Source organism: Enterobacter sp. KB-221C9 (genome assembly GCF_041320715.1).
In the GTDB taxonomy this organism is placed as follows: Bacteria; Pseudomonadota; Gammaproteobacteria; order Enterobacterales; family Enterobacteriaceae; genus Enterobacter; species Enterobacter asburiae_D.
Genome location: NZ_JBGIWG010000012.1, coordinates 120,973 through 144,486 on the forward strand (window position 1 = coordinate 120,973; position 23,514 = coordinate 144,486).

At 56.7% G+C, this 23,514-nt stretch carries 20 protein-coding genes; 12 read left to right on the top strand and 8 right to left on the bottom strand.

Annotated features, from left to right (window positions below; genetic code table 11):
* The first annotated feature begins 35 nt into the window (after window positions 1-35).
* Entirely contained in the window at window positions 36-2,276 is a 2,241-nt protein-coding gene (locus AB8846_RS17645; RefSeq protein ID WP_370733295.1) for an EAL domain-containing protein, read from the top strand.
* Between the two features lie 4 nt (window positions 2,277-2,280).
* Here the strand turns inward: AB8846_RS17645 and ppx are convergent, their stop codons facing one another.
* From ppx to purM, 4 genes are all read right to left on the bottom strand, one after another.
* Window positions 2,281-3,819, bottom strand: a complete 1,539-nt coding sequence (ppx, locus tag AB8846_RS17650) for an exopolyphosphatase (protein WP_370733296.1) — start codon at window positions 3,817-3,819, stop codon at window positions 2,281-2,283.
* 3 nt (window positions 3,820-3,822) lie between these two features.
* Complete coding sequence (gene ppk1 / locus AB8846_RS17655) at window positions 3,823-5,883, bottom strand: polyphosphate kinase 1 (RefSeq protein WP_063143454.1); 2,061 nt, start codon at window positions 5,881-5,883, stop codon at window positions 3,823-3,825.
* A 207-nt stretch (window positions 5,884-6,090) separates the two neighbouring features.
* Entirely contained in the window at window positions 6,091-6,732 is a 642-nt protein-coding gene (gene purN, locus AB8846_RS17660) for a phosphoribosylglycinamide formyltransferase (RefSeq protein WP_024907555.1), read from the bottom strand.
* Entirely contained in the window at window positions 6,729-7,766 is a 1,038-nt protein-coding gene (purM, locus tag AB8846_RS17665; RefSeq protein WP_063143456.1) for a phosphoribosylformylglycinamidine cyclo-ligase, read from the bottom strand. Before purM ends, purN begins: the two co-directional genes overlap by 4 nt.
* 266 nt (window positions 7,767-8,032) lie before the next feature.
* On the opposite strand from purM, the gene AB8846_RS17670 reads away from it, so the two are divergent.
* The 4 genes from AB8846_RS17670 (at window position 8,033) to AB8846_RS17685 (ending at window position 12,486) form a co-directional block, all read left to right on the top strand.
* Entirely contained in the window at window positions 8,033-9,463 is a 1,431-nt protein-coding gene (locus AB8846_RS17670; protein WP_370733297.1) for a 6-phospho-beta-glucosidase, read from the top strand.
* A gap of 226 nt (window positions 9,464-9,689) precedes the next feature.
* A complete protein-coding gene (gene upp, locus AB8846_RS17675) occupies window positions 9,690-10,316 on the top strand; it encodes a uracil phosphoribosyltransferase (protein ID WP_023308769.1) in 627 nt (208 codons plus the stop codon).
* A gap of 83 nt (window positions 10,317-10,399) precedes the next feature.
* The gene (gene uraA, locus AB8846_RS17680; protein WP_063143458.1) at window positions 10,400-11,689 is read left to right on the top strand and encodes a uracil permease; all 1,290 of its coding nucleotides are present in this window, start codon (window positions 10,400-10,402) and stop codon (window positions 11,687-11,689) included.
* 95 nt (window positions 11,690-11,784) lie between these two features.
* A complete protein-coding gene (locus tag AB8846_RS17685; protein ID WP_211438414.1) occupies window positions 11,785-12,486 on the top strand; it encodes a DnaA inactivator Hda in 702 nt (233 codons plus the stop codon).
* A gap of 64 nt (window positions 12,487-12,550) precedes the next feature.
* Here the strand turns inward: AB8846_RS17685 and arsC are convergent, their stop codons facing one another.
* Window positions 12,551-12,907: an arsenate reductase (glutaredoxin) gene (gene arsC, locus AB8846_RS17690; protein ID WP_047647110.1), complete on the bottom strand. Its 357-nt coding sequence runs from the start codon at window positions 12,905-12,907 to the stop codon at window positions 12,551-12,553.
* 18 nt (window positions 12,908-12,925) lie between these two features.
* Window positions 12,926-14,389, bottom strand: a complete 1,464-nt coding sequence (gene bepA, locus AB8846_RS17695) for a beta-barrel assembly-enhancing protease (RefSeq protein WP_063143459.1) — start codon at window positions 14,387-14,389, stop codon at window positions 12,926-12,928.
* A gap of 221 nt (window positions 14,390-14,610) precedes the next feature.
* Between bepA and AB8846_RS17700 the strand changes: the two genes are divergently transcribed.
* A complete protein-coding gene (locus AB8846_RS17700) occupies window positions 14,611-15,675 on the top strand; it encodes an AI-2E family transporter (RefSeq protein ID WP_063143460.1) in 1,065 nt (354 codons plus the stop codon).
* A gap of 137 nt (window positions 15,676-15,812) precedes the next feature.
* On the opposite strand, the gene bcp is transcribed toward AB8846_RS17700, so the two are convergent.
* Window positions 15,813-16,283 carry a thioredoxin-dependent thiol peroxidase gene (bcp, locus tag AB8846_RS17705; RefSeq protein WP_014171119.1) on the bottom strand — a complete coding sequence of 157 codons (471 nt, stop codon included), beginning with the start codon at window positions 16,281-16,283 and terminating at the stop codon, window positions 15,813-15,815.
* A complete protein-coding gene (locus AB8846_RS17710; protein WP_023308758.1) occupies window positions 16,283-16,852 on the bottom strand; it encodes a glycine cleavage system transcriptional repressor in 570 nt (189 codons plus the stop codon). The genes bcp and AB8846_RS17710 overlap by 1 nt, the downstream gene beginning before the upstream one ends.
* Window positions 16,853-16,997: 145 nt before the next feature.
* Between AB8846_RS17710 and dapA the strand changes: the two genes are divergently transcribed.
* The 6 genes from dapA to ypfH all read left to right on the top strand — a co-directional run bounded on the left by dapA (window position 16,998) and on the right by ypfH (window position 23,455).
* Window positions 16,998-17,876 (top strand): 4-hydroxy-tetrahydrodipicolinate synthase, encoded by an 879-nt coding sequence (gene dapA / locus AB8846_RS17715; protein WP_023308757.1) that lies wholly within the window; start codon window positions 16,998-17,000, stop codon window positions 17,874-17,876.
* A 16-nt stretch (window positions 17,877-17,892) separates the two neighbouring features.
* Complete coding sequence (bamC, locus tag AB8846_RS17720; protein WP_032643577.1) at window positions 17,893-18,927, top strand: outer membrane protein assembly factor BamC; 1,035 nt, start codon at window positions 17,893-17,895, stop codon at window positions 18,925-18,927.
* 109 nt (window positions 18,928-19,036) lie between these two features.
* Window positions 19,037-19,750 (top strand): phosphoribosylaminoimidazolesuccinocarboxamide synthase, encoded by a 714-nt coding sequence (purC, locus tag AB8846_RS17725; protein ID WP_023332985.1) that lies wholly within the window; start codon window positions 19,037-19,039, stop codon window positions 19,748-19,750.
* Between the two features lie 120 nt (window positions 19,751-19,870).
* Complete coding sequence (locus AB8846_RS17730; RefSeq protein WP_032659348.1) at window positions 19,871-20,740, top strand: neutral zinc metallopeptidase; 870 nt, start codon at window positions 19,871-19,873, stop codon at window positions 20,738-20,740.
* Window positions 20,740-22,686 (top strand): tRNA(Met) cytidine acetyltransferase TmcA, encoded by a 1,947-nt coding sequence (locus tag AB8846_RS17735; RefSeq protein WP_370733298.1) that lies wholly within the window; start codon window positions 20,740-20,742, stop codon window positions 22,684-22,686. Before AB8846_RS17730 ends, AB8846_RS17735 begins: the two co-directional genes overlap by 1 nt.
* Before the next feature lie 73 nt (window positions 22,687-22,759).
* Entirely contained in the window at window positions 22,760-23,455 is a 696-nt protein-coding gene (gene ypfH / locus AB8846_RS17740; RefSeq protein WP_370733299.1) for an esterase, read from the top strand.
* Window positions 23,456-23,514: the final 59 nt, after the last annotated feature.

Genomic DNA, 23,514 nt, shown 5'->3' on the forward strand with positions numbered 1-23,514 from the left:
TCCCTCTGGAGCGAAAGGGGTTTAACCGGGCATCTATGAACATTCTCGCTTTCCTGAAAAAAAATGAAAACCGCTGGTGGGCACTGCCGCTTATTTTGCCTGTGGTTTTACTTCCCGTGCTGAGCATTGCGAATACGTTCACGCAGCTGGGCGACGGCATTGTGGCACTCTATTATTTACCCCTCTCATTTTTGTTTTCGCTGATGATGTTCTTTGGGCTGGAAGCGCTGCCCGGGATCGTATTGTCGCTGTTTATTCGCTATTACCCCTCGGTCGGCATGTTCGAAACGGTCGCCGGCGTGCTCCACTTTATCGTCCCTTTAGTGCTCAGCTGGGGCGGCTACCGGGTGTTTGCGCCCAGACGGAATATGACCGCGTACGGCGACATCCGGCTGATGGCGCAGCGCATCTTCTGGCAGGCCTTCTGCCCCGCGACGCTGTTTCTGCTGCTGTTTCAGTTTGCAGTGTACCTGGGCGTGTATGAGAGCCGGCAGAGCCTTGCGGGATTAAACCCCCTCAATATTCGCACGCTCATCAACTATCAGACGCTGCTGGTCAGCGGGCTGACGGGCGTGCCGCTGAGCTATCTGCTGATCCGCCTGATTCGTCATCCGCGCTATCTCAAAAGCCTTATCTCGCAGATCCGTTCCCAGATAGACAAAAAGGTGACGATCGTTGAGTTTCTTGTATGGGCTATCGCGCTTGGCGGGCTGCTTTCGCTGCTGCTGCTCCCGATGAATGAAAACAGCTCCATTTTCACCACTAACTACACCCTGTCGCTGCTGATGCCGGTGATGCTCTGGGGCGCGATGCGTTTTGGCTATAAGCTGGTGTCGATAATCTGGATACCGGTACTGCTGGTGTCTATTCACTATTTTTACCGCTATATCCCGGTGAACCCGGGATATGACATTCAGCTGGCGATCACCTCTTCCAGTTACCTGGTCTTCTCGTTTGTGGTGATTTATATGTCGATGCTGGCGACCCGGCAGCGCGCGGTGAACAAACGCTCCCGCAGTCTGGCGCTGCTCGACCCGGTCGTCCATATGCCTAACCTGCGGGCGCTGTCGCGCGAACTGGCGAAAAACCCGTGGTCGGCGCTGTGCCTGCTGCGCATTCCGGAGCTGGAAATTCTGGGCCGAAATTACGGCGTGTTGCTGCGCATTCAGTACAAACAGCAGCTGGCGCAGTGGGTGAATGGCACGCTCCAGCCCAATGAGCAGGTTTATCACCTGACCGGGTATGACCTGGCGGTACGGCTCAACGCGGAATCGCACCAGCAGCGGATTGAGGCCCTGGACGAGCATCTTAAACAGTTCCGCTTTGTCTGGGACGGCATGCCGCTGCAGCCGCAGGTGGGCGTGAGCTATTGCTATGTCCGGTCCCCGGTTAACCATCTTTATCTGGTGCTGGGTGAACTAGGGGTGGTTGCCGATCTGTCGCTCTCCTCCAACCATCCGGAAAATCTTCAGCAGCGTGGGGCTGTCCATCTGCAGCGCAGCCTGAAGGATAAAGTCGCGATGATGAGCCGCCTGCAAAAGGCGCTCGATAACGACGAGTTCACCCTGCTGGTTCAACCCGTTCGCGGCCTTCGTGGCGATCGCTATCACGAAGTCCTGCTGCGGATGCCGGATGTCAACGGGCTATTGATCTCCCCCGACCAGTTCCTGCCCGTCGCGCAGGAGTTTGGCCTCTCCTCGCGGGTAGATTTGTGGGTGCTGGAGCATACCCTGCGCTTCCTTGCCGCGCATCGCGAAAAACTGCCCGGCCAGCGCTTTGCCATTAATCTGGCCCCGTCGACCGTGTGCCGGGTGCAGTTCCCGCTTGAGGTGAGCCGCCTGCTGGCGAAATACGCCATTGAGCCGTGGCAGCTCATTTTTGAAGTGACGGAGTGCAGCACTTTCGGCAGCGGGGAGCAGGCGCGACATATTCTCCAGCAGCTGCAGAAAATGGGGGTACGCATTGCGATTGATGATTTTGGTACCGGGTATGCGAGCTATGCGCGGCTGAAAAGCGTGGATGCCGACATTCTCAAGATTGACGGCAGCTTTATCCGCAATATCGTCAACAACAGCCTGGATTATCAGATCGTGGCGTCTATCTGCCATCTGGCGCGCATGAAGAAGATGCTGGTAGTGGCCGAGTACGTCGAGACGGAAGAGATACGTAGCGCGGTTCACGCGCTAGGCATCGATTATGTGCAGGGCTATCTGATTGGCAGGCCGGAACCGCTTGAGTCTCTGCTGGAAGCTGAGGCGTCCACCGCGGACGCCTGAGCCGTTATGCGGCGACGTCGGCGCTCTCTTCTTCGATTTTGAGCAGCCAGCCGGTGACCGCTTCCCAGTACTGCTGCTCTTTTTCCAGGTCCAGCAGGACCAGCGCGTTCTGGCTGAACCAGTCGTGCGGGAAGCTCAGCGTCCAGTGATGGTCGTCGGTTTTCAGCTTCAGCGTAGGCGGCGTGGTGGTGGCCTGGCGCTGGTTATTGAGCAGCACGCCCAGGCGCAGCAGCTGAATCAGCGGCAGGAACTGCTTCTTCTTGAACAGCGTGAAGCGCGGGAGGTCGTCGAGCTTGATGGCTTTGCGGTGATAGCGCACCAGGGTCGCCATCATGGTTTGCTGCTCCTGGTTGAAGCCGGGCAGATCGCTGTTTTGCAGAATGTAGGCCGAATGGCGATGCATCCCGCTGTGGTTGATGTTCAGCCCTACCTCGTGCAGCATCGCGGCCCATTTCAACAGCGCGGCAAGCTGCGGGTGCGCGAGCTTCGGATTTTGTTCTTCCCACTGTTCGTACATCTGCACCGTGGTTTCCAGCACGCGCTTCGCCTGTTCGCGATCGATGTTGTACTGGTTGGCCAGGCTTTGCGCGGTGCGGCTGCGAATATCCTGATGGCGGAAGCGACCTTCCATCTCATACAGCACGCCTTCACGCAGCGCGCCGTCTGAAAGACGCAGCTCCTTAATTGCCAGCGCATCAAACACGCCGCACAGGATCGCAAGCCCTGGTACGAAGACTGATTTCCGTTCATCGGACAGGCCCGGCAGGCTCAGGGCGTCGAAGCTTTTATGCTTCAGCACCTCTTCGGTGAGCAGAGACAGGCGTTCAGGGGTAATAATCCCGTCTTTTTCACCCATCGCCAGCAGCACTTCATGCGCGGCTTTAATCGAGCCGGATGCGCCCAGCGCCACGTTCCAGCCCTGGATACGATACTGCCAGGCCAGGTTTTCCAGCTTCTGGACAGCCGCCATACGCGCACGCTGGAAGTTCTCGCGGGTGATGGTGCCGCCCGGGAAATACATCTGCGCGAAGCTGACGCAGCCCATACGGCGGCTTTCCACCAGGCGCGGCTCAAAGTCTTCGCCGATCACCAGCTCCGTTGAGCCGCCGCCGATGTCGATAACCAGCTTGCGCCCTTTTTCCGGCTGGGTGTGCTCAACGCCCATGAAAATCAGACGCGCTTCCTCGTTGCCGGAGATGATCTCAATCGGGTAGGGGATCACCTTTTCGGCCCGCTTGAGGAACTCCGGGGCATTCAGCGCCTGGCGCAGGGTGTGGGTGCCAACGATGCACACGCTGGAGGGCGAGAAGCCCTGCAGGCGTTCAGCAAACAGCGACAGGCAGTTTAACCCGCGCTCCATTGCCTCTTCGCTGAGCATGCTGCGTTCATCAAGGCCATCCGCCAGGTGTACGCGCTGCTTCAGGCGACCGATGATCTGCAGCGCGCCATCCACCTCACGGGCGATGACCATGTGGAAACTGTTAGAGCCAAGATCGACCGCGGCGAATTCCTGCGGGCGTGGGGTCTTATCATTTATCGGCATAGGTTAATCGGGTTGCTCGAGTGATTTGATATAGTCGTAAATCGCCAGTTGCGACCGCACTTTGCGGCGGTTGCCGCGCGGCACATAGCGGTTACTGAGTTCTTTGTCGATATAGCGTGCTTTCACGGTATCGCTGAACAGAATCTCGATGATGTCGAGGATCTGCTGCTTCAGGCGCGGATCCAGCAGCGGTGCCGCGACTTCAATTCGGTAGTCAATATTGCGCGTCATCCAGTCTGCCGAAGAGAGATAGACCTGTTTATCACCCGCATTATCAAAAATATAGATCCGATCGTGTTCCAGGTAACGGTCAACAATGCTGATCACGCGAATATTGTCGCTGATGCCTTCCAGTTCCGGGATCAGCGAGCACATGCCGCGGATCAGCAGATTAACCGGCACGCCGGAGCTGGACGCCGCGTACAGCCTGTCCACCAGCCCTTTGTCGACCAGGTTGTTGAGCTTCAGCGTGATGCCGGACGACAGCCCTTTCTGGGCATTGGCGATCTCTTTATCGATCATATCGTACAGCAGACGGCGCGAGTTCTGCGGCGAGACCAGCAGGTAATCGAAGCTCACCGGACGGTACGGGTTCTCAATAAAGTTAAACACGCGACGCACCTCGTTCGTGATGCGGGCATCGGCGGTCAGCAGCGAGTAGTCGGTATAAATTCGCGCCGTTTTCTCGTTAAAGTTCCCGGTACCAATGTGGGCATAACGCACCACATCGTCGCCTTCTTTACGGGAGATGAGGAACAGCTTGGCGTGAATTTTTAGCCCCGGCGCGGAGAAGATGACGTGCACACCGGCTTCCGTCAGACGGCGCGCCCAGTGAATGTTCGCCTCTTCGTCGAAGCGCGCCTGCAGCTCAACCACCACGGTGACTTTTTTGGCGTTGTGCGCCGCATGGATCATTGCGTCGATGATGCGGGAATCTTTTGCCACGCGGTAGATGTTGATTTTGATCGCCAGCACGCTCGGGTCGAACGAGGCCTGACGCAGCAGCTCCAGCACGTGCTCGAACGTGTGGTACGGATAGTAGAGCAGCACATCGCGTTCGCGGATGGCGTCGAATCCGTTGCGGAATTTATCAAACCACAGATGGCGCAGGCGCGGCAGCGGCTTGTTCACCAGGTTGGCTTTGCCGACGTTCGGGAAGCCAATAAAGTCTTTAAAGTTGTGGTAACGACCACCTGGCACGATGGAGTCATAGCGCGAAATGGTCAGTTTATCGCGCAGCATCTCCACCATGGCGTCCGGCATATCGCGCTGATAAACAAAGCGAACCGGCTCGGCCGTCAGGCGCTGTTTCAGGCTGGAGGACATCAGCTCCATCATGCTGGCTTCCATCTCGTGCACCAGGTCATATTCGGCGTCACGGGTCATCTTCATCGAGTAGGCGTTTAACGCATCGTAATCGAAGAAGCCTTTGAAGATGTCGTCCAGACAGTAGCGCAGGATGTTGTCCAGCAGGATCATCGGCTTGCGTCTGCGCGGGGTTTCCGGCGGCAGGTTCACAAAGCGCGGCACCTTGTCGGACGGGATCTCCAGCAGCGCGTAACGGATGGATTCACCGCGAATAATTTCCACCGCCAGGTAGGTGTAGTCATCCTTCAGGAACTGTACCAGATCGGTTTCGCGGTTGATCAGAATCGGGGTAATGTGCTGGCGCAGGTAGTGTTTGAAGTAGTGGCGCAGCCAGTTTTGTTGGTTAACGGAAAGCTGGCGTTCGTTAATCAGGAAGATTTGATTGCGCGCCATCTCCAGCAGCAGTTCGTTATACAGGCCGTCAAATTCCTGATCGGCTTTCAGCACGCGGGACTGGATTTTGCCCAGCAGATGCCGCGAGTGCGAGTTTAAGCCCTGTTCTTCGCTGATGATGATGCGTCTTTTCAGCTCGGCAAAGCGAACCTTGTAGAACTCATCCAGGTTGTTGGAATAAATGCCCAAAAAACGCATGCGCTCGATCAGCGGGTTACTTTTGTCTGCCGCTTCCTGGAGTACACGTTCGTTAAATGCTAACCAGCTTAGCTCTTTCTCGATATATAACTTTTCCTGACCCATTACAGCTCACACTCCAGTTCAATCACAGGACGTGGTAAATCCGTCTCGTCCTTATTATGGCGAGCATTTCCACGATATGTCCAACAGTGCCAGAAAAGTATGACAGTTATTTTTTTTGTTGGGGATTTTAGAAGGTTGGAGAAGGGGATATCGGGTAATGCAATGTACAGGTCGGGTAAGCGCAGCAGCGCCACCCGACATAACAAACTACTCTTCCGCCGCATGACCCTGCGGGGGTAACTTCACGCCGTCCAGCCAGGCTGCGCCGTCGCGCATCTCGAGACGCCCGTCGACAAACCAGCTCACCACCAGCGGGTAGATGGCGTGTTCCTGGGTCTGCACGCGTTCGGTCACGTCTTCTTCGCTGTCGCCGTCAAAGACCGGGACTTTGGCCTGCAGGATCACCGGACCGCCGTCCAGCTCGTCGGTAACGAAATGCACGGAGGTGCCGTGCTCCTCATCGCCGTTTTCCAGAACCTGACGATGGGTGTGCAGGCCGGGATATTTTGGCAGCAGGGAAGGGTGGATATTCAGCAGACGACCGGCGAAGTGTTCGACGAAAGCCGGGCTCAGAATACGCATATAGCCCGCCAGCACGACCACGTCCGGCGCGTAGGCATCAATCTCCTGAACCAGCTCGCGGTCAAAGGCTTCACGCCCGGCGAACTGGCTGGCTTCCAGCGCGTGCGCAGGAATGTTTGCTTCCCGCGCGCGCTCAAGGCCGAACGCGTCGGCCTTGTTGCTGAAAACTGCCCGAATGGTGCCATTGATTTTCTTCTGTTTGCAGGCGTCTATGATTGCCTGCAAATTGCTTCCGTTACCGGAAATGAGCACCACGATGTTTTTCATTCAATGACCACACGCTGTTCGGAATCGGAAGATTTAATCGTACCGATTTTCCACGCGTTTTCACCTTTCTCTGTCAGCAGCTTAACCGCTTTATCCGCTTCGCTTGCCGGCAGGGCGATAACCATGCCCACGCCGCAGTTAAAGGTGCGGTACATTTCATGAGAGCTCACGTTGCCTGCGGTCTGCAGCCAGTTGAAGACGGCCGGCCACTGCCATGAGGATTCGTCGATCACCGCCTGGGTGTTATCCGGCAGGACGCGCGGGATGTTTTCCCAGAAGCCGCCGCCGGTCAGGTGAGCGATAGCGTGAACGTCGACGTTCTCGATAAGCTCAAGCACGTTTTTCACGTAGATACGGGTCGGCGCCAGCAGATGGTCAGCCAGCGGTTTACCGTCAAGCTCGGTAGTCTGCGGGTCGCAGCCGCTCACTTCGAGGATTTTACGCACCAGGGAGTAGCCGTTGGAGTGCGGGCCGCTGGAGGCCAGCGCGATCAGCACATCGCCATCCGCCACTTTGCTGCCGTCGATAATTTCTGATTTTTCTACTACGCCGACGCAGAAGCCCGCGACGTCATAATCTTCGCCGTGATACATGCCCGGCATTTCCGCGGTTTCACCACCGACCAGCGCACAGCCGGACTGCAGACACCCTTCGGCGATACCGTTGATCACGCTGGCAGCGGTATCCACGTCTAGTTTGCCGGTCGCGTAGTAATCGAGGAAGAAGAGCGGCTCTGCGCCCTGAACCACCAGGTCATTCACGCACATCGCGACCAGATCGATACCGATCGTGTCGTGACGCTTTAAATCCATCGCCAGGCGCAGTTTAGTGCCTACACCGTCAGTACCCGAGACCAGAACAGGTTCACGATATTTTTGCGGCAGCGCGCACAGTGCGCCGAAGCCACCCAGACCACCCATCACTTCCGGGCGGCGGGTTTTTTTCACCACACCTTTGATTCGGTCAACCAGCGCATTACCTGCGTCAATATCAACACCGGCATCTTTGTAGCTGAGAGAAGTTTTGTTGGTCACGGCTTAAATCCCCACGCGATTGCATAGCTAGTAAGAAAAATCGGCGCAATTCTAACAGTCCAGGCAAACGTTTGCGAGCCTATTCTGGACGTGGGGATCTTTTTTTCTGTGTGCCCCCGGAATGCAGCCAAACTTGACTCTGTTCACGAAAATGAAACCGGTTTCTGAGAACTGCTTGCAACGGTTATTCCCTTTGCACATCATCGAACTGAAACCGGTTTCTGTAATTGTTTTTGCAGAAAATAACGCAGAATGAGGGAAAGCGAATGTCAGGATTTAAAGCAGATTTTCTGTGGGGGGGGGCCGTTGCGGCGCATCAGCTGGAAGGCGGCTGGAAAGAGGGCGGCAAGGGCGTGAGCGTGGCCGATGTGATGACCGCGGGCGCGCACGGCGTGCCGCGTGAAATCACCAACGGCGTGCTGGACGGGAAAAATTACCCTAACCATGAAGCCATCGATTTCTACCATCGCTATAAAGAAGACATCAAACTCTTTGCCGAGATGGGGTTCAAGTGCTTCCGCACCTCTATCGCCTGGACGCGGATCTTCCCGAAAGGGGACGAGCGCGAGCCTAACGAGGCTGGCCTGAAATTCTATGACGATCTGTTCGACGAGTGCCTGAAGCACGGCATCGAACCGGTTATCACCCTGTCTCACTTCGAAATGCCTTTCCATCTGGTCACGGAGTACGGCGGCTGGCGCAACCGTAAGCTGATCGACTTCTTCGTTCGTTTCGCAAAAGTGGTCTTCCAGCGCTACCAGCATAAAGTGAAGTACTGGATGACCTTCAACGAGATCAACAACCAGGCCAACTTCCACGAAGACTTTGCGCCGTTCACCAACTCCGGGCTGAAGTACGCGCCGGGTGAAGATCGTGAGCCGGTGATGTTCCAGGCGGCGCACTATGAGCTGGTGGCCAGCGCCCTGGCGGTGAAGGCGGGGCGGGAGATTAACCCGTCGCTGCAGATTGGCTGCATGATTGCCATGTGTCCTATCTATCCGCTGACCTGCGCGCCGGACGATATGATGATGGCGATGAACGCCATGCACCGCCGCTACTGGTTCACCGACGTGCACGTGCGCGGCAAGTACCCGCAGCATCTGCTCAACTACTTCGAGCGTCGCGGCTTCGCGCTGGATATTACCGAAGAAGATAAAGCGGCGCTGACGCAGGGCTGCGTGGACTACATCGGGTTCAGCTACTACATGTCCTTCGCCACCAAGGCGACGGCGGACAACCCGCAGCTGGATTACGATGAGAGCAAGAGCCTGGTCTCTAACCCGTACGTGCAGAAATCCGACTGGGGCTGGCAGATTGACCCGGTGGGGCTTCGCTATTCCCTGAACTGGTTCTGGGATCACTACCAGCTGCCGCTGTTTATCGTTGAGAACGGCTTTGGCGCGATCGACGTGCAGGAGAGCGACGGCACGGTGAACGACCAGTACCGCATTGACTACCTGTCCGCCCACATTCGCGAGATGAAAAAAGCGGTGGTGGAGGATGGCGTAGACCTGATGGGCTATACCCCGTGGGGCTGTATCGACCTGGTGTCTGCCGGAACGGGCGAAATGAAAAAACGCTACGGCTTTATCTTTGTCGATAAAGACAATGAAGGGAACGGCACGCTGAACCGCAGTAAGAAGAAATCGTTCGACTGGTATAAGCAGGTGATTGCGAGCAACGGCGATAACCTGTAATTGTCGGGTGGCGCTAACGCTTACCCGACCTACACTACACGTAGGCCCGCGTAAGCGCAGCGCCACCGGGCAGAACCCGCACCCAAGCCGGAGTCACGCCTCCGGTTTTTTTGTCTCTAAATCACTTTGCTTGATATACATCAAGCAACATGGGTATGGCCTAATCCGAAAAAAGCGGTATAATCCCGCGATTTTTTTGCGGACGCCACCTCAGAGGAGAAAGAGAATGAAGATTGTGGAAGTGAAACACCCACTCGTTAAACACAAGTTGGGCCTGATGCGTGAGCATGACATCAGCACGAAGCGTTTTCGCGAACTGGCATCTGAAGTCGGCAGCCTGCTGACCTACGAAGCGACCTCTGATCTGGAAACAGAAAAAGTCACCATCGAAGGCTGGAACGGCCCGGTGCAGGTTGAGCAGATCAAAGGTAAGAAAATTACCGTGGTGCCAATCCTGCGTGCCGGTCTCGGCATGATGGAAGGCGTGCTGGAGCACGTGCCAAGCGCGCGCATCAGCGTGGTCGGGATCTACCGTAACGAAGAAACCCTTGAGCCGGTTCCTTACTTCCAGAAGCTGGTGTCTAACATCGACGAGCGTATGGCGCTGGTGGTTGACCCAATGCTCGCGACCGGTGGTTCTATGATCGCTACCATCGACCTGCTGAAAAATGCGGGCTGTAACAGCATTAAGGTGCTGGTACTGGTTGCCGCTCCGGAAGGGATCGCGGCGCTGGAAAAAGCGCACCCGGACGTTGAGCTGTATACCGCCTCTATCGACCAGGGGCTGAACGAGCACGGGTACATCATCCCGGGGCTCGGCGATGCCGGCGATAAGATCTTTGGTACGAAATAATCGAATAACGATAAATAAGCCGACTTTGATAGTCGGCTTTTTTTTGAATAAAACACCAACAATACTACACAGAGGAAAACACTATGACGCGCCGTGCTATCGGGGTGAGTGAAAGACCGCCGCTTTTACAGACTATCCCGCTTAGTTTGCAGCACCTGTTCGCCATGTTTGGCGCAACCGTGCTGGTGCCAATCCTGTTCCACATTAACCCGGCTACCGTGCTGCTGTTCAACGGCATTGGTACGCTGCTGTACCTCTTTATCTGTAAAGGCAAAATCCCGGCGTATCTCGGGTCGAGCTTCGCCTTTATCTCGCCGGTGTTACTACTGCTGCCGCTGGGTTATGAGGTCGCACTGGGCGGCTTTATCATGTGTGGCGTCCTGTTCTGCGTGGTCTCCTTCATTGTGAAGAAAGCCGGTACCGGCTGGCTGGACGTGATGTTCCCACCTGCGGCGATGGGCGCAATCGTTGCCGTCATCGGTCTGGAGCTGGCGGGCGTCGCGGCGAATATGGCCGGTCTGCTGCCTGCTGACGGCCAGTCACCGGATTCCAAAACCATTATCATCTCGCTGGTAACGCTGGGCGTGACGGTGTTTGGCTCCGTGCTGTTCCGCGGCTTCATGGCGATTATCCCGATCCTGATCGGCGTGCTGGCGGGCTATGCGCTCTCCTTCGTGATGGGCGTGGTGGACACCACCCCGATTGCGCAGGCGCACTGGTTCGCCCTGCCAACCTTCTATACGCCACGCTTTGAATGGTTTGCGATTTTCACCATTCTGCCTGCGGCGCTGGTGGTGATTGCGGAGCACGTCGGCCACCTGGTGGTGACGGCGAACATCGTTAAGCGCGATTTAATCCGCGACCCGGGCCTGCACCGCTCCATGTTTGCGAACGGTTTCTCCACCATCATCTCCGGTTTCTTTGGCTCCACGCCAAACACCACCTACGGCGAGAACATCGGCGTGATGGCAATTACCCGCGTCTACAGTACCTGGGTTATCGGCGGCGCGGCGATCATCGCCATCCTGCTCTCCTGCGTCGGCAAGCTGGCGGCAGCGATTCAGATCATTCCTGTGCCGGTGATGGGCGGCGTTTCTCTGCTACTGTACGGCGTGATCGGTGCCTCCGGTATTCGCGTGCTGATTGAGTCCAAGGTGGATTACAGCAAGGCGCAGAACCTGATCCTGACCTCCGTTATCCTGATTATCGGCGTGAGCGGCGCGAAGGTGCATATTGGTGCGGCCGAGCTGAAAGGCATGGCGCTGGCGACCATCGTTGGCGTGGGCCTGAGCCTGATCTTCAAGCTGATCTCGGTAATCCGCCCGGAAGAAGAAATTCTGGACGCGGACGACAGCGAAAAAGCGCCACATTGATCCTTTAACCGGGTGGGCGATCCGCCCGGTTCTCTCCTTGCAGGTTCCGTGCTAAACTCCGTTCCGATTTTATGTAAGATCTGGTTGAGGTACTTCTGAACGGACCGGCACAGCTCTCTCTGCCACTCTATCTCCCTGACGACGAAACTTTCGCGAGTTTCTGGCCGGGTGATAACCCCTCTTTACTGGCTGCACTGCAAAACGTGCTGCGCCAGGATCACAGCGGATACATCTATATCTGGTCACGCGAAGGCGCGGGGCGCAGCCACCTGCTGCATGCCGCCTGCGCGGAGCTTTCGGCGCGCGGAGATGCGGTAGGCTATGTGCCGCTGGATAAACGTACCTGGTTCGTGCCTGAGGTGCTTGAGGGAATGGAACATCTTTCGCTGGTCTGCATCGATAATATCGAATGCGTGGCGGGGGATGAGCCGTGGGAAATGGCGATCTTTAACCTCTACAACCGCATTCTGGAATCAGGTAAAACCCGGCTGCTGATCACCGGCGATCGTCCGCCGCGTCAGCTCAATCTGGGGCTGCCGGATCTGGCGTCTCGTCTGGACTGGGGGCAAATCTACAAGCTCCAGCCGCTGTCGGATGAAGATAAGCTTCAGGCCTTACAGCTGCGCGCTAAGCAGCGTGGGTTTGAGCTGCCGGAGGACGTGGGGCGCTTCCTGCTGAAGCGTCTGGATCGCGAAATGCGCACCCTGTTTGACACGCTCGATCAGCTCGATCGCGCCTCCATTACCGCCCAGCGCAAGCTGACCATTCCGTTTGTGAAAGATATTCTCAAGCTGTAGCTGTGCCGGGTGGCGGCTGCGCCTTACCCGGCCTACAGGAACTGGAAGCGCTGCGGCATAAGAACTAGAGGATCTCGAGCACGTCTTCCGGCGGGCGTCCAATGCGCGCCTGGCCGTTCGCCACCACAATCGGGCGCTCAATCAGCTTTGGATTTTCTACCATCGCCTGGAGCAGCTCAGCCTCGGTGAGACGGCTGTCATCCAGGTTAAGCGACTTATACAGATCTTCTTTCTGGCGCATCAGCTCTCTTGCGCTGCCCATTCCCAGCATGTGAAGCAGCTGGCGGAGGGTTTGCGCGTCCGGTGGAGTGTCGAGGTACAGCACCACCTCCGGCTCAACGCCGTTAGACTTTAGCAGGCTCAGGGTATCCCGGCTCTTGGAGCAGCGGGGGTTATGATAGATTTTTACGGCGTCTGTCATGACGTGAATTCTCCTTTATTACATCTTCTCGTATGGCTTAAAGCGCTGCTGCAGGCCGCGCAGCTGATCGATACGCGCGTCGTAACGGGCCTGCTGGAGGCTGCCGAGTTTGACCTGCGCGCTGGCGCTGCTGAGGGTGGAAATCGCCTGATCGAGGCGGCCCACCAGGGCAAAACCTTCGGCACGCGCCGCCAGCTCCTGATCGCGGTTGCCGAGCTGGGCTTCCGCCTGAGCGAGCAGATCCCAGCCGTTTTGATCGTCTTTATTATTAAAGGTGTAGCGGTTCAGAATGGTCGCCGCTTCTCCCGGCTGGCCGCCCTGTAAGTAAGCGTTCGCCAGGTTAAGCTGCAGCACCGGGTTGGTACGGACCTCTTTCGCCCCTTTCAGACGGTTAATCGCATCGGCCGTTTTCTTCTGCCCCAGATCGATATCCGTCGACAGGTCGAGATACCACGGGTTATTTGGGTCGGCCGCCAGAAGCGGCTGCAGTGCTTTACGCGCCTCGTCGTATTTGCTGGCTTCCATCGCCTGGAGCGCCTGACCATACTGCGCGGCGTTTTTCTCACGCACGTTGCCTTTCGCCAGGGTATCCAGCAGGTCGCTGGTAAGCTGGTTACGCCCGGAATTGTACATCCCAAGCGTTCTCACCTTCGCCATGTAGAAATCCTGTGATGACTGGACCACGACCGGACGCATCTGGTTGGCACGGTTACGCGCGTCCGACAGACGGCTTTCAGGTAATGGGTGCGTCAGCAGGATTTCCGGCGGACGGGAAGAGTAACGCGCCTGATCGAGCAGTTTTTCCAGGAAGCTCGGCATGGCCTGCGGGTCAAAGCCCGAACGCTGCAGCACCTGAATCCCGATGCGGTCCGCTTCCTGTTCGTTTTGCTGGGTAAAGCTGATCATCCCCTGACGCGTTCCCGCCAGCGTACCGGTCAGGGCTGCCATCCCGGCCTGCGGGCTGGCCATCGCCAGCAGAATAGAGCCCAGCGCGCCCACCCAGGTGAGGGGGGCGTTACGTTTCTGATCTTCCATGGCACGCGCCAGGTGGCGCTGGGTGACGTGTGAAATTTCGTGCGCCATCACCGAGGCCAGCTGGCTTTCGTTGTCAGAGTAACGGAATAACGCCGAATGCAGCACCACGTTACCGCCAAAGAAGGCGAAGGCGTTGATTTCGTCATTATTGATTAAATAGAAATGGAAGGGCGTTTTTACCGAGTCGGCGTGCGAAACCAGACGCATCCCCAGCCCGTTAATGTACTGTACCAGCAAAGGGTCGTTAATCAGCGGGGCGCTGCCGCGCAGCTGGCGAACATAGTAATCCCCCATTTGCATCTCTTGCCCAATGGAGAGCGTGCTTCCTGCTGTGGTGCCCATGTCCGGCAATGAATCGGACGAGTCAGCAAAAGCGGGCAACACCTGACCGATCGTCACCGCGGCAATCAGTGTTGCAACCAGTGTTTTTCTCAACTGCCTGAACATAACCACTGTCCTGTATGTTGGATGTGCTAATTTGACCGATGAACCGGCTTATCGTTCATCTCTGCTGCCCTGCGAGTGTAGCCGTGTTACCGCATGAAGAAAATCCCATTCAGCAGGCTTTTGCGGATTGTGTCAGCGATACAAAAAGCGAAAGTCTTTTTTGTGACAGTTAGATACAATTCACCGTCTCACTCCCGCCATTCGATTCAGGGAAGGGTTGTATGCTCGAAATGTTAATGCAGTGGTACCGGCGTCGGTTCAGCGACCCGGAAGCCATTGCTTTGTTGGTTATTCTGGTTGCCGGGTTCGGTATTCTTTTTTTCTTCAGCGGCCTGCTCGCGCCCCTGCTGGTGGCGATTGTGCTGGCGTACCTGCTGGAGTGGCCAACGGCGCGACTGGAGCATATCGGCTGTTCCCGCCGCTGGGCGACCAGCATCGTCCTGGTGCTGTTTGTCGGCATCCTGCTGTTAATGGCCTTCGTAGTGATGCCGGTGGCCTGGCAGCAGGGGATCTACCTTATTCGCGATATGCCCGGCATGCTGAACAAGCTTTCTGATTTTGCCGCCACGCTGCCGCGCCGTTACCCGGCCCTGATGGATGCCGGGATTATTGATGCGATGGCCGAAAATATGCGCGCCCGCATCATGACGATGGGCGATTCGGTGGTGAAGTATTCTCTGGCCTCGCTGGTCGGACTGCTGACGCTGGCAGTTTACCTTGTGCTCGTGCCGCTGATGGTTTTCTTCCTGGTGAAAGACAAAGACCAGATGCTTAACGCCGTGCGCCGTATTCTGCCGCGCAACCGCGGGCTGGCTGGGCAGGTCTGGGAAGAGATGAACCAGCAGATCACAAACTACATTCGCGGCAAGGTGCTGGAGATGATTGTCGTGGGGGTAGCCACCTGGATTGGCTTCCTGATTTTCGGCCTGAACTACTCGCTGCTGCTGGCGGTGCTGGTGGGGCTGTCGGTCCTGATTCCGTACATCGGCGCGTTTGTGGTGACCATTCCGGTTATTGGGGTCGCGCTGTTCCAGTTTGGGCTGGGGACAGAGTTCTGGAGCTGCTTCGCGGTGTACCTGATTATTCAGGGGCTGGACGGTAATCTGCTGGTACCGGTGCTGTTCTCCGAAGCGGTGAACCTGCATCCGCTGGTGATTATCTTGTCCGTGGTGATTTTCGGCGGGCTGTGGGGCTTCTGGGGCGTGTTCTTTGCGATTCCGCTGGCGACGCTGATTAAAGCCGTGGTCCACGCGTGGCCGGATGTGCCGGCGGTGGAAGAGAAATAGGTTTTGTGCGGGCTGATGCCCTCACCCCGGCCCTCTCCCACGGGAGAGGGCGTAAATACTAAAAACGGCAACCAGGTTGCCGTTTTGCATTTACCTCGTAGGTCGGGTAAGGCGAAGCCACCACCCGACACTCACTTTCAGGCACTTTGTTTCAGCCAGTTCAACACCACGTCGTGGTGGTTGCTGGTTTTGAAGTCGTCAAACACATGTTCAACTTTACCGTCAGCGTCAATCAGGAAGCTGATGCGGTGAATGCCGTCGTAGGTTTTACCCATAAACGTCTTCTCGCCCCAGACGCCAAACTGCTCGCACACCTGATGATCTTCATCAGAAAGCAGCGTGAAGTTCAGCAGCTCTTTTTCAGCAAATCGTGACAGCTTTTCTGGTTTATCCGTGCTGATACCCAGCACTTCCACGCCAACTTTTTTCAACTCATCCATGTTATCGCGTAAGCCGCAGGCCTGTACGGTGCAGCCGGGGGTCATGGCTTTCGGGTAGAAATAGACCAGAACACGCTGTCCCTGGAAGTCGGTCAAATTTACTTGCTCGCCGTCTTGATCCGGTAAGCTAAATTTCGGTGCGATGTCACCGGCTTTCAGTGGGTTCATTACTCAACTCCATCCTGTTCGTGCTGCGAATAATTGACGACGCTTATACTGCCCTGCGCGTTTAATTCTGTACAGAGGGCTTTGAACGCTTGCTCGATATTTGACGCATCCTGTGAGGCAGGGCTGTGCGCGGTAATTTGAATAAACAGCACCGGAAGACCATGGTCATCGCTTGTCTGCGTACGGGAAACCAGTTCGGCAATATTCATCTGATGACTGTCAAAAAGCGCCGTGAAACGCTCAATCAGATGCGGAGAATCAGGGACTTCAACCTGCACCCAGACGGTAGAAGGCAGTGCCGGACGCGGACGCGCCGTGGTGCGCTTCATGACAATCAGCAAATCCAGTTCGGCCCCCTTCAGCGGCAGGGTCGATTCAATCAACGTAATGGCGTTCCATGTCCCTGAAAGCAACATAATAAATGTGAACTCTTCGCCAAGCATAGCCAGACGGCTGTCTTCGATATTACAGCCGCAGCTGCTTACGTGGCGGGTGATGGTGTTCACGATACCCGGCCTGTCGGCACCCAGCGCAGTGATAACCAGGTAATGTTGTGATGAGGTTGTCAAACCTGTTCTTCCTTTGCATGGTTAAGTCTTCCTAAGGAAAGCATAAAAAAAACATGCATACAACCGCCTGAGAGCCTCAGGTCGCTTGCTTTTATTACAGTTCCAAACGTAACATTGAGGCTCTTGTTCGCACAGAGGATGGCTCATGTTCACGGGAAGTATTGTCGCGCTTGTTACACCGATGGATGAAAAAGGTAATGTCTGCCGGTCAAGCATGAAGAAGCTCATTGATTACCATGTCGCCAACGGAACCTCGGCGATCGTTTCGGTAGGGACTACCGGTGAATCCGCAACGCTGAGCCACGACGAGCACGGCGATGTGGTGATGCTGACCCTGGAACTGGCTGACGGACGTATTCCGGTCATCGCGGGGACAGGGGCGAATGCAACCGCAGAAGCTATCAGCCTGACTAAACGTTTTAACGACAGCGGCATCGTTGGCTGTCTGACGGTGACCCCTTATTACAACCGTCCTACTCAGGAAGGTTTGTTCCAGCACTTCAAAGCCATCGCTGAACATACTGACTTGCCACAAATTCTGTATAATGTGCCGTCCCGTACCGGTTGCGATATGCTGCCGGAAACCGTTGGTCGTCTCTCGGAAGTAAAAAATATTATCGGTATTAAAGAGGCGACAGGGAACTTAAGCCGCGTTCATCAGATCAAAGAGCTGGTTTCAGACGACTTTATCCTGTTGAGTGGTGATGATGCGACCGCGCTGGACTTTATGCAGCTCGGTGGTCATGGCGTGATCTCCGTAACGGCAAACGTTGCGGCGCGCGATATGGCTGAAATGTGCAAACTGGCCGCAGCCGGCCACTTTGATGAAGCGCGTGTTATTAATCAGCGTCTGATGCCGCTGCACAATAAATTATTTGTCGAACCCAATCCGATCCCAGTGAAATGGGCATGTAAGGAGTTGGGACTTGTAGCATCCGACACGCTGCGTCTGCCAATGACACCGATTACCGACCACGGTCGTGATATCGTCAGGGCGGCGCTGAAGCATGCCGGTTTGCTGTAGAGTTTAGGGAGATTTGATGGCTTATTCAGTACAGAAGTCGCGCCTGGCGAAGGTTGCGAGTGTTTCGCTTGTTATGCTGCTCGCTGCCTGTAGTTCAGATTCGCGCTACAAGCGCCAGGTGAGCGGTGATGAATCCTATCTGGATGCGACCCCGCTTGCTGAACTTCACGCACCGGCTGGTATGATCCTGCCGATTCAGAACGGCGATTATAATATTCCCGTGACCAACGGCAGCGGCCTGGTCGGTAAAGCGCTTGATATTCGTCCGCCAGCACAGCCTCTGGCGCTGGTGAGCGGGGCGCGCACCCAGTTCACCGGTGATACGGCGTCTCTGATGGTTGAGAGCGCGCGCGGCACCACGCTGTGGCCGCAGGTTGTCAGCGTTATTCAGTCGAAGAACTACACCATCGATAAACGCGATGACGCCAGCCAGACGTTAACCACCGACTGGATCGAATGGAACCGTCTGGATGAAGACCAGCAGTACCGCGGTCGTTATCAAGTCTCCGTAAAACCACAGGGTTACCAGCAGGCGGTTAACGTTAAGCTGTTGAACCTGGAGCAGGCGGGTAAACCGGTTGCGGATGCCGCGTCCCTGCAGCGTTACAGCACCGAAATGCTGAACGTGATTGCCGCGGGTCTGGATAAGACCGCTACCGATGCCGCCAACGCCGCGCAGAGCCGCAACGGCGCGACCTTCGATGTGCAAAGCGGTGCGGATGATACCGGCCTGCCAATGCTGGTGGTTCGTGCACCGTTTAACCAGACCTGGCAGCGTCTGCCAGCGACGCTGGAAAAAGTGGGCATGAAAGTGACCGACAGCACGCGTTCGACCGGCAGCATGACGGCAACGTATAAGCCGCTCTCCGACAGCGCATGGCAGGAACTGGGCGCGAAAGATCCTCAGCTTGCCTCCGGCGACTACAAGATTCAGGTAGGCGACCTTGATAACCGCAGCAGTCTGCAGTTTATCGATCCAAAAGGTCACACGCTGACCCAGTCGCAGAACGATGCGCTGGTCGCTGTCTTCCAGGCAGCATTCAGCAAATAAATACGAGGGCTGGTGAATCCAGCCCTTTTTATTTTAGTGCCACGCAAACGTGTGCGTGGCATAATATTCCCAGTTTTGAACACAAATCATCACACCAGGAGTAATGAAGATGCAGAAGCAAGCTGAGTTGTATCGTGGCAAAGCGAAGACCGTATACAGCACGGAAAACCCGGATCTGTTGGTGCTCGAGTTCCGCAATGATACGTCAGCAGGGGATGGCGCACGCATTGAGCAGTTCGATCGTAAAGGCATGGTGAACAACAAGTTCAACCACTTCATTATGACCAAACTGGCCGAAGCGGGTATCCCGACCCAGATGGAAGCGTTGCTGTCCGATACGGAATGTCTGGTGAAAAAACTGGATATGGTTCCGGTTGAGTGCGTTATTCGTAACCGTGCGGCGGGCTCCCTGGTGAAGCGTCTCGGCATTGAAGAAGGTATCGAACTGAATCCACCGCTGTTCGACCTGTTCCTGAAAAACGATGCTATGCACGACCCGATGGTCAACGAATCCTACTGCGAAACCTTCGGCTGGGTGAGCAAAGAGAACCTGGCGCGTATGCAGGAGCTGACCTACAAAGCCAACGACGTGCTGAAAAAACTGTTTGATGACGCGGGCCTGATCCTCGTCGACTTCAAGCTGGAGTTTGGTCTGTTCAAAGGCGAAGTGGTGCTGGGCGATGAGTTCTCACCGGACGGTAGCCGCCTGTGGGATAAAGAAACCCTGGATAAAATGGACAAAGACCGTTTCCGTCAGAGCCTGGGTGGCCTGATTGAAGCGTACGAAGCGGTTGCTCACCGTTTAGGCGTTAAGCTCGACTAACTCCCTCACTTGCCAAAGGATGTTCTCATCCTTTGGCGTCTTACCCTTGTTTCCTATGGTAATCTTGCCGTTAACCGCCTACGATCATAGCTATTATAAATGGAATAGTTCGAGGTGGTTATGCGCTGGCAAGGGCGTCGTGAAAGTGACAATGTAGAAGACAGACGCAGTGATGGCGGCGGCGGTCCTTCAATGGGTGGGCCAGGCTTCCGGTTACCCAGCGGCAAGGGCGGGATAATCCTGCTGATTGTGGTTTTAGTCGCGGGTTACTACGGCGTTGACCTCACCGGGTTGATGACCGGTCAGCCGCTGCAACAGCAGGAGCATTCTCAGCGCTCCATCAGCCCGAATGAAGATGAAGCGGCCAAATTTACCTCCGTTATTCTCGCCACAACAGAAGACACCTGGGGTCAGCTGTTTGAGAAGATGGGGCGTACCTACCAGCAGCCGAAGCTGGTGATGTACCGCGGGGCAACCCGAACCGGATGCGGTACCGGGCAATCTGTGATGGGGCCGTTCTACTGCCCGGCAGACGGCACCGTCTATATCGATCTCTCTTTTTACGATGACATGAAACGCAAGCTTGGCGCTGACGGTGATTTTGCCCAGGGCTATGTGATCGCGCATGAAGTCGGCCATCACGTGCAAAAGCTGCTGGGGATTGAGCCAAAAGTACGCCAGCTTCAGCAAAATGCGTCTCAGGCTGAAGTGAACCGCCTTTCCGTTAAAATGGAGCTGCAGGCAGACTGCTTTGCGGGCGTCTGGGGCCACAGCATGCAGCAGCAGGGCGTGCTGGAATCCGGCGATCTTGAGGAGGCGTTAAATGCCGCTCAGGCTATCGGTGACGACCGTCTTCAGCAGCAGAGCCAGGGGCGCGTCGTGCCGGACAGCTTCACTCACGGTACCTCACAGCAGCGCTATAGCTGGTTTAAACGCGGCTTCGACAGCGGCGATCCGGCGCAGTGTAATACCTTCGGTAAAGCGATGTAATGCTGGAGTTTGAACAGCTGATAATCGAGCTTGAGCGCACCGGCCATCGTCGGCTGGTGGTGCTCAGCGGTGAGGCGCAGTGGACGTTAACCCAGGCGGTTTCCCTGCGTGACGCCTTGCCCGGAGACTGGGTAAGGTTTGACGAACATCCTTCAAAAGCCATCAGCGGCCTGCTGGGACGCGAGTTCCGCCATGCCGTTTTTGACGCCAGCGCCGGGTTTGATGTCGCCGCGTTTGCCGCCCTGAGCGGAACGCTGAGCGCCGGAAGCCTTCTGGTGCTGCGGGTTCCGCCGCTCGACGCGTGGGCCGAGTTGCCAGACAGCGATTCACTGCGCTGGAGCGACAGCGCCGAAGCGATAGCCACGCCGCATTTTGTACACCATTTCTGCCGCACGATTGCCGCCGATCCCGACGCGATTGTCTGGCTTCAGGGCCGCGCGTTATCCCTTCCGCCTTTACCCGACGCGCCAGACTGGCAGCCTGCCAGCGGCGCACCGCAGCGCGAGCAGGCTGAGATCCTGGATGTGCTGCAGGGGATGGCGGAGGGCATCGTGGCCGTCACCGCCGCGCGCGGGCGCGGAAAATCAGCCCTGGCGGGCATGCTGCTGAACCGCATTGCGGGCAGCGCCGTGGTCACCGCGCCGTCGAAGGGAGCGACGGATATCATCGCCCGCTTTGCCGGAGAGCGTTTTCATTTTATGGCCCCGGACGCGCTGCTTGCCTCTTCACACCGGGCTGACTGGCTGATTGTCGATGAAGCCGCTGCGATCCCCGGACCTCTGCTGGAAAAGTTAGCTGTCCGCTTCCCTCGCGTGCTGTTGACCACCACGGTGCAGGGATATGAAGGGACGGGTCGGGGATTCTTGCTTAAATTCTGCGGTCGCTTTGCCGGGCTGCAGCGCTACGGCTTATCTACACCGGTGCGCTGGGCTGCGGGCTGCCCGCTTGAGCGGGTTGTCGCCAGCGCGCTGCTGTTTGACGATACGCTGATTGACCGCCGCCCGGAAGGAGAGGTGCGTCTAACGTCCCTGACGCCAACGGCATGGGAAAGCCGCCCGGCGCTTGCAGCGAGCGTATACGAGCTCCTCTGCGCGGCACATTATCGCACCTCGCCGCTCGATTTACGCCGCATGATGGACGCGCCCGGGCAGCGGTTTGCCGTTGCCGAAACGAACCCGGATATCGCCGGGGCGCTGTGGCTGGTGGAGGAGGGCGGGCTGTCCCCCGAGCTTAGCCGCGCCGTGTGGGCAGGGTACCGGCGTCCGCGCGGTAACCTGGTGGCGCAGTCTCTGGCGGCGCACGGCGGCTCTCCGCTGGCGGCGACGCTCAGAGGACGACGGGTGACCCGCATTGCCGTACATCCTCACCGTCAGCGGGAAGGGATTGGCCAGGCGCTTGTTCGCAGCGCCAGCGGCGAAGATTATCTGTCGGTGAGCTTTGGCTATACCGATGAGCTTTGGCGTTTCTGGCAGCAATGCGGGTTTGTGCTGGTGCGGATGGGCAGCCATCGTGAAGCCAGCAGCGGCTGCTACACCGCGATGGCCTTGCTGCCGCAGAGTGAGGCAGGGCATCAGCTGTGCGAGCAGGCGCAGCAGCGTCTGAAGCGCGATGCGCGGGTGTTATCGGCCTGGAACGGTGAAAAGATACCCGTGGAGGATGGCTGGGAAGCTACCCTTAATAATGACGACTGGCTGGAGCTGGCGGGGTTTGCTTTTGCGCATCGGGCGTTTTCAACCTCGGTTGCCGCACTGACGCGGCTGTTGTTAACCGTGGACATGCCGCTTCCGGCCCTGCGTGGGAAAATGGAAGGGAAAGTGGAAGACGTCGGGCGAAAAGCGTTGCTGGCAACGTTGCGCAGTGAAACCGTGCAAGCGATTGAAAGTATTGACTATCCGCGCTGCCAGCAGCTGAAAGAAGATATTTTGCAATGGCAATTTTTTCAATGACTTCTTCAGTAAAGTGGCATGGTCATTCACGTCGGGAGGCGTAGAATCCAGGTCATCTATTAAGGAGACCACCATGAAACATGACCATTTTGTTGTTCAAAGCCCTGACAAACCGGCTAAACAGTTACTGCTTCTGTTTCATGGCGTTGGCGATAATGCCGTCAATATGGGTCAGATCGGCAGCTGGTTTGCGCCCGTTTTTCCGGAGGCATTGATTGTCAGCATCGGTGGCGTAGAGCCATGTGGTCCGAACGGACGCCAGTGGTTCTCTGTTCAGGGCGTGACGGAAGAGAATCGTCAGGCTCGCATCGACGCCATCATGCCCACCTTTATCGATATCGTCCGCTACTGGCAGCAGCAGAGCGGCGTGGGTGCCGACGCAACCGCGCTGATTGGCTTCTCGCAGGGGTCAATCATGTCGCTGGAAAGCGTTAAAGCGCAGCCGGGTCTGGTTTCACGCGTCATCGCGTTTAACGGCCGTTTTGCGACGCTACCGACCAGCGCGACCACGCGGACGACCATCCACCTCATCCACGGTGGTGAAGACCGGGTGATTGAGCTCTCGCATGCGGTTGCCGCCCAGGAAGCGCTGATTCGCGAAGGTGGGGATGTGACGCTGGATATCGTTGACGAGCTGGGCCACGCGATTGACGACCGTAGCATGCAGTTCGCGCTCGATCGTTTGCGCTATACCGTACCGAAGCACTACTTTGATGAAGCGCTCAGCGGCGGTAAGCCGGATAACGATGATATTGTAGAGTTTATGTGATTATTTCCCCTCACCTCTAAGGGGGGAGGGAACATGGCTCCCCTCGCCCCTCTGGGGAG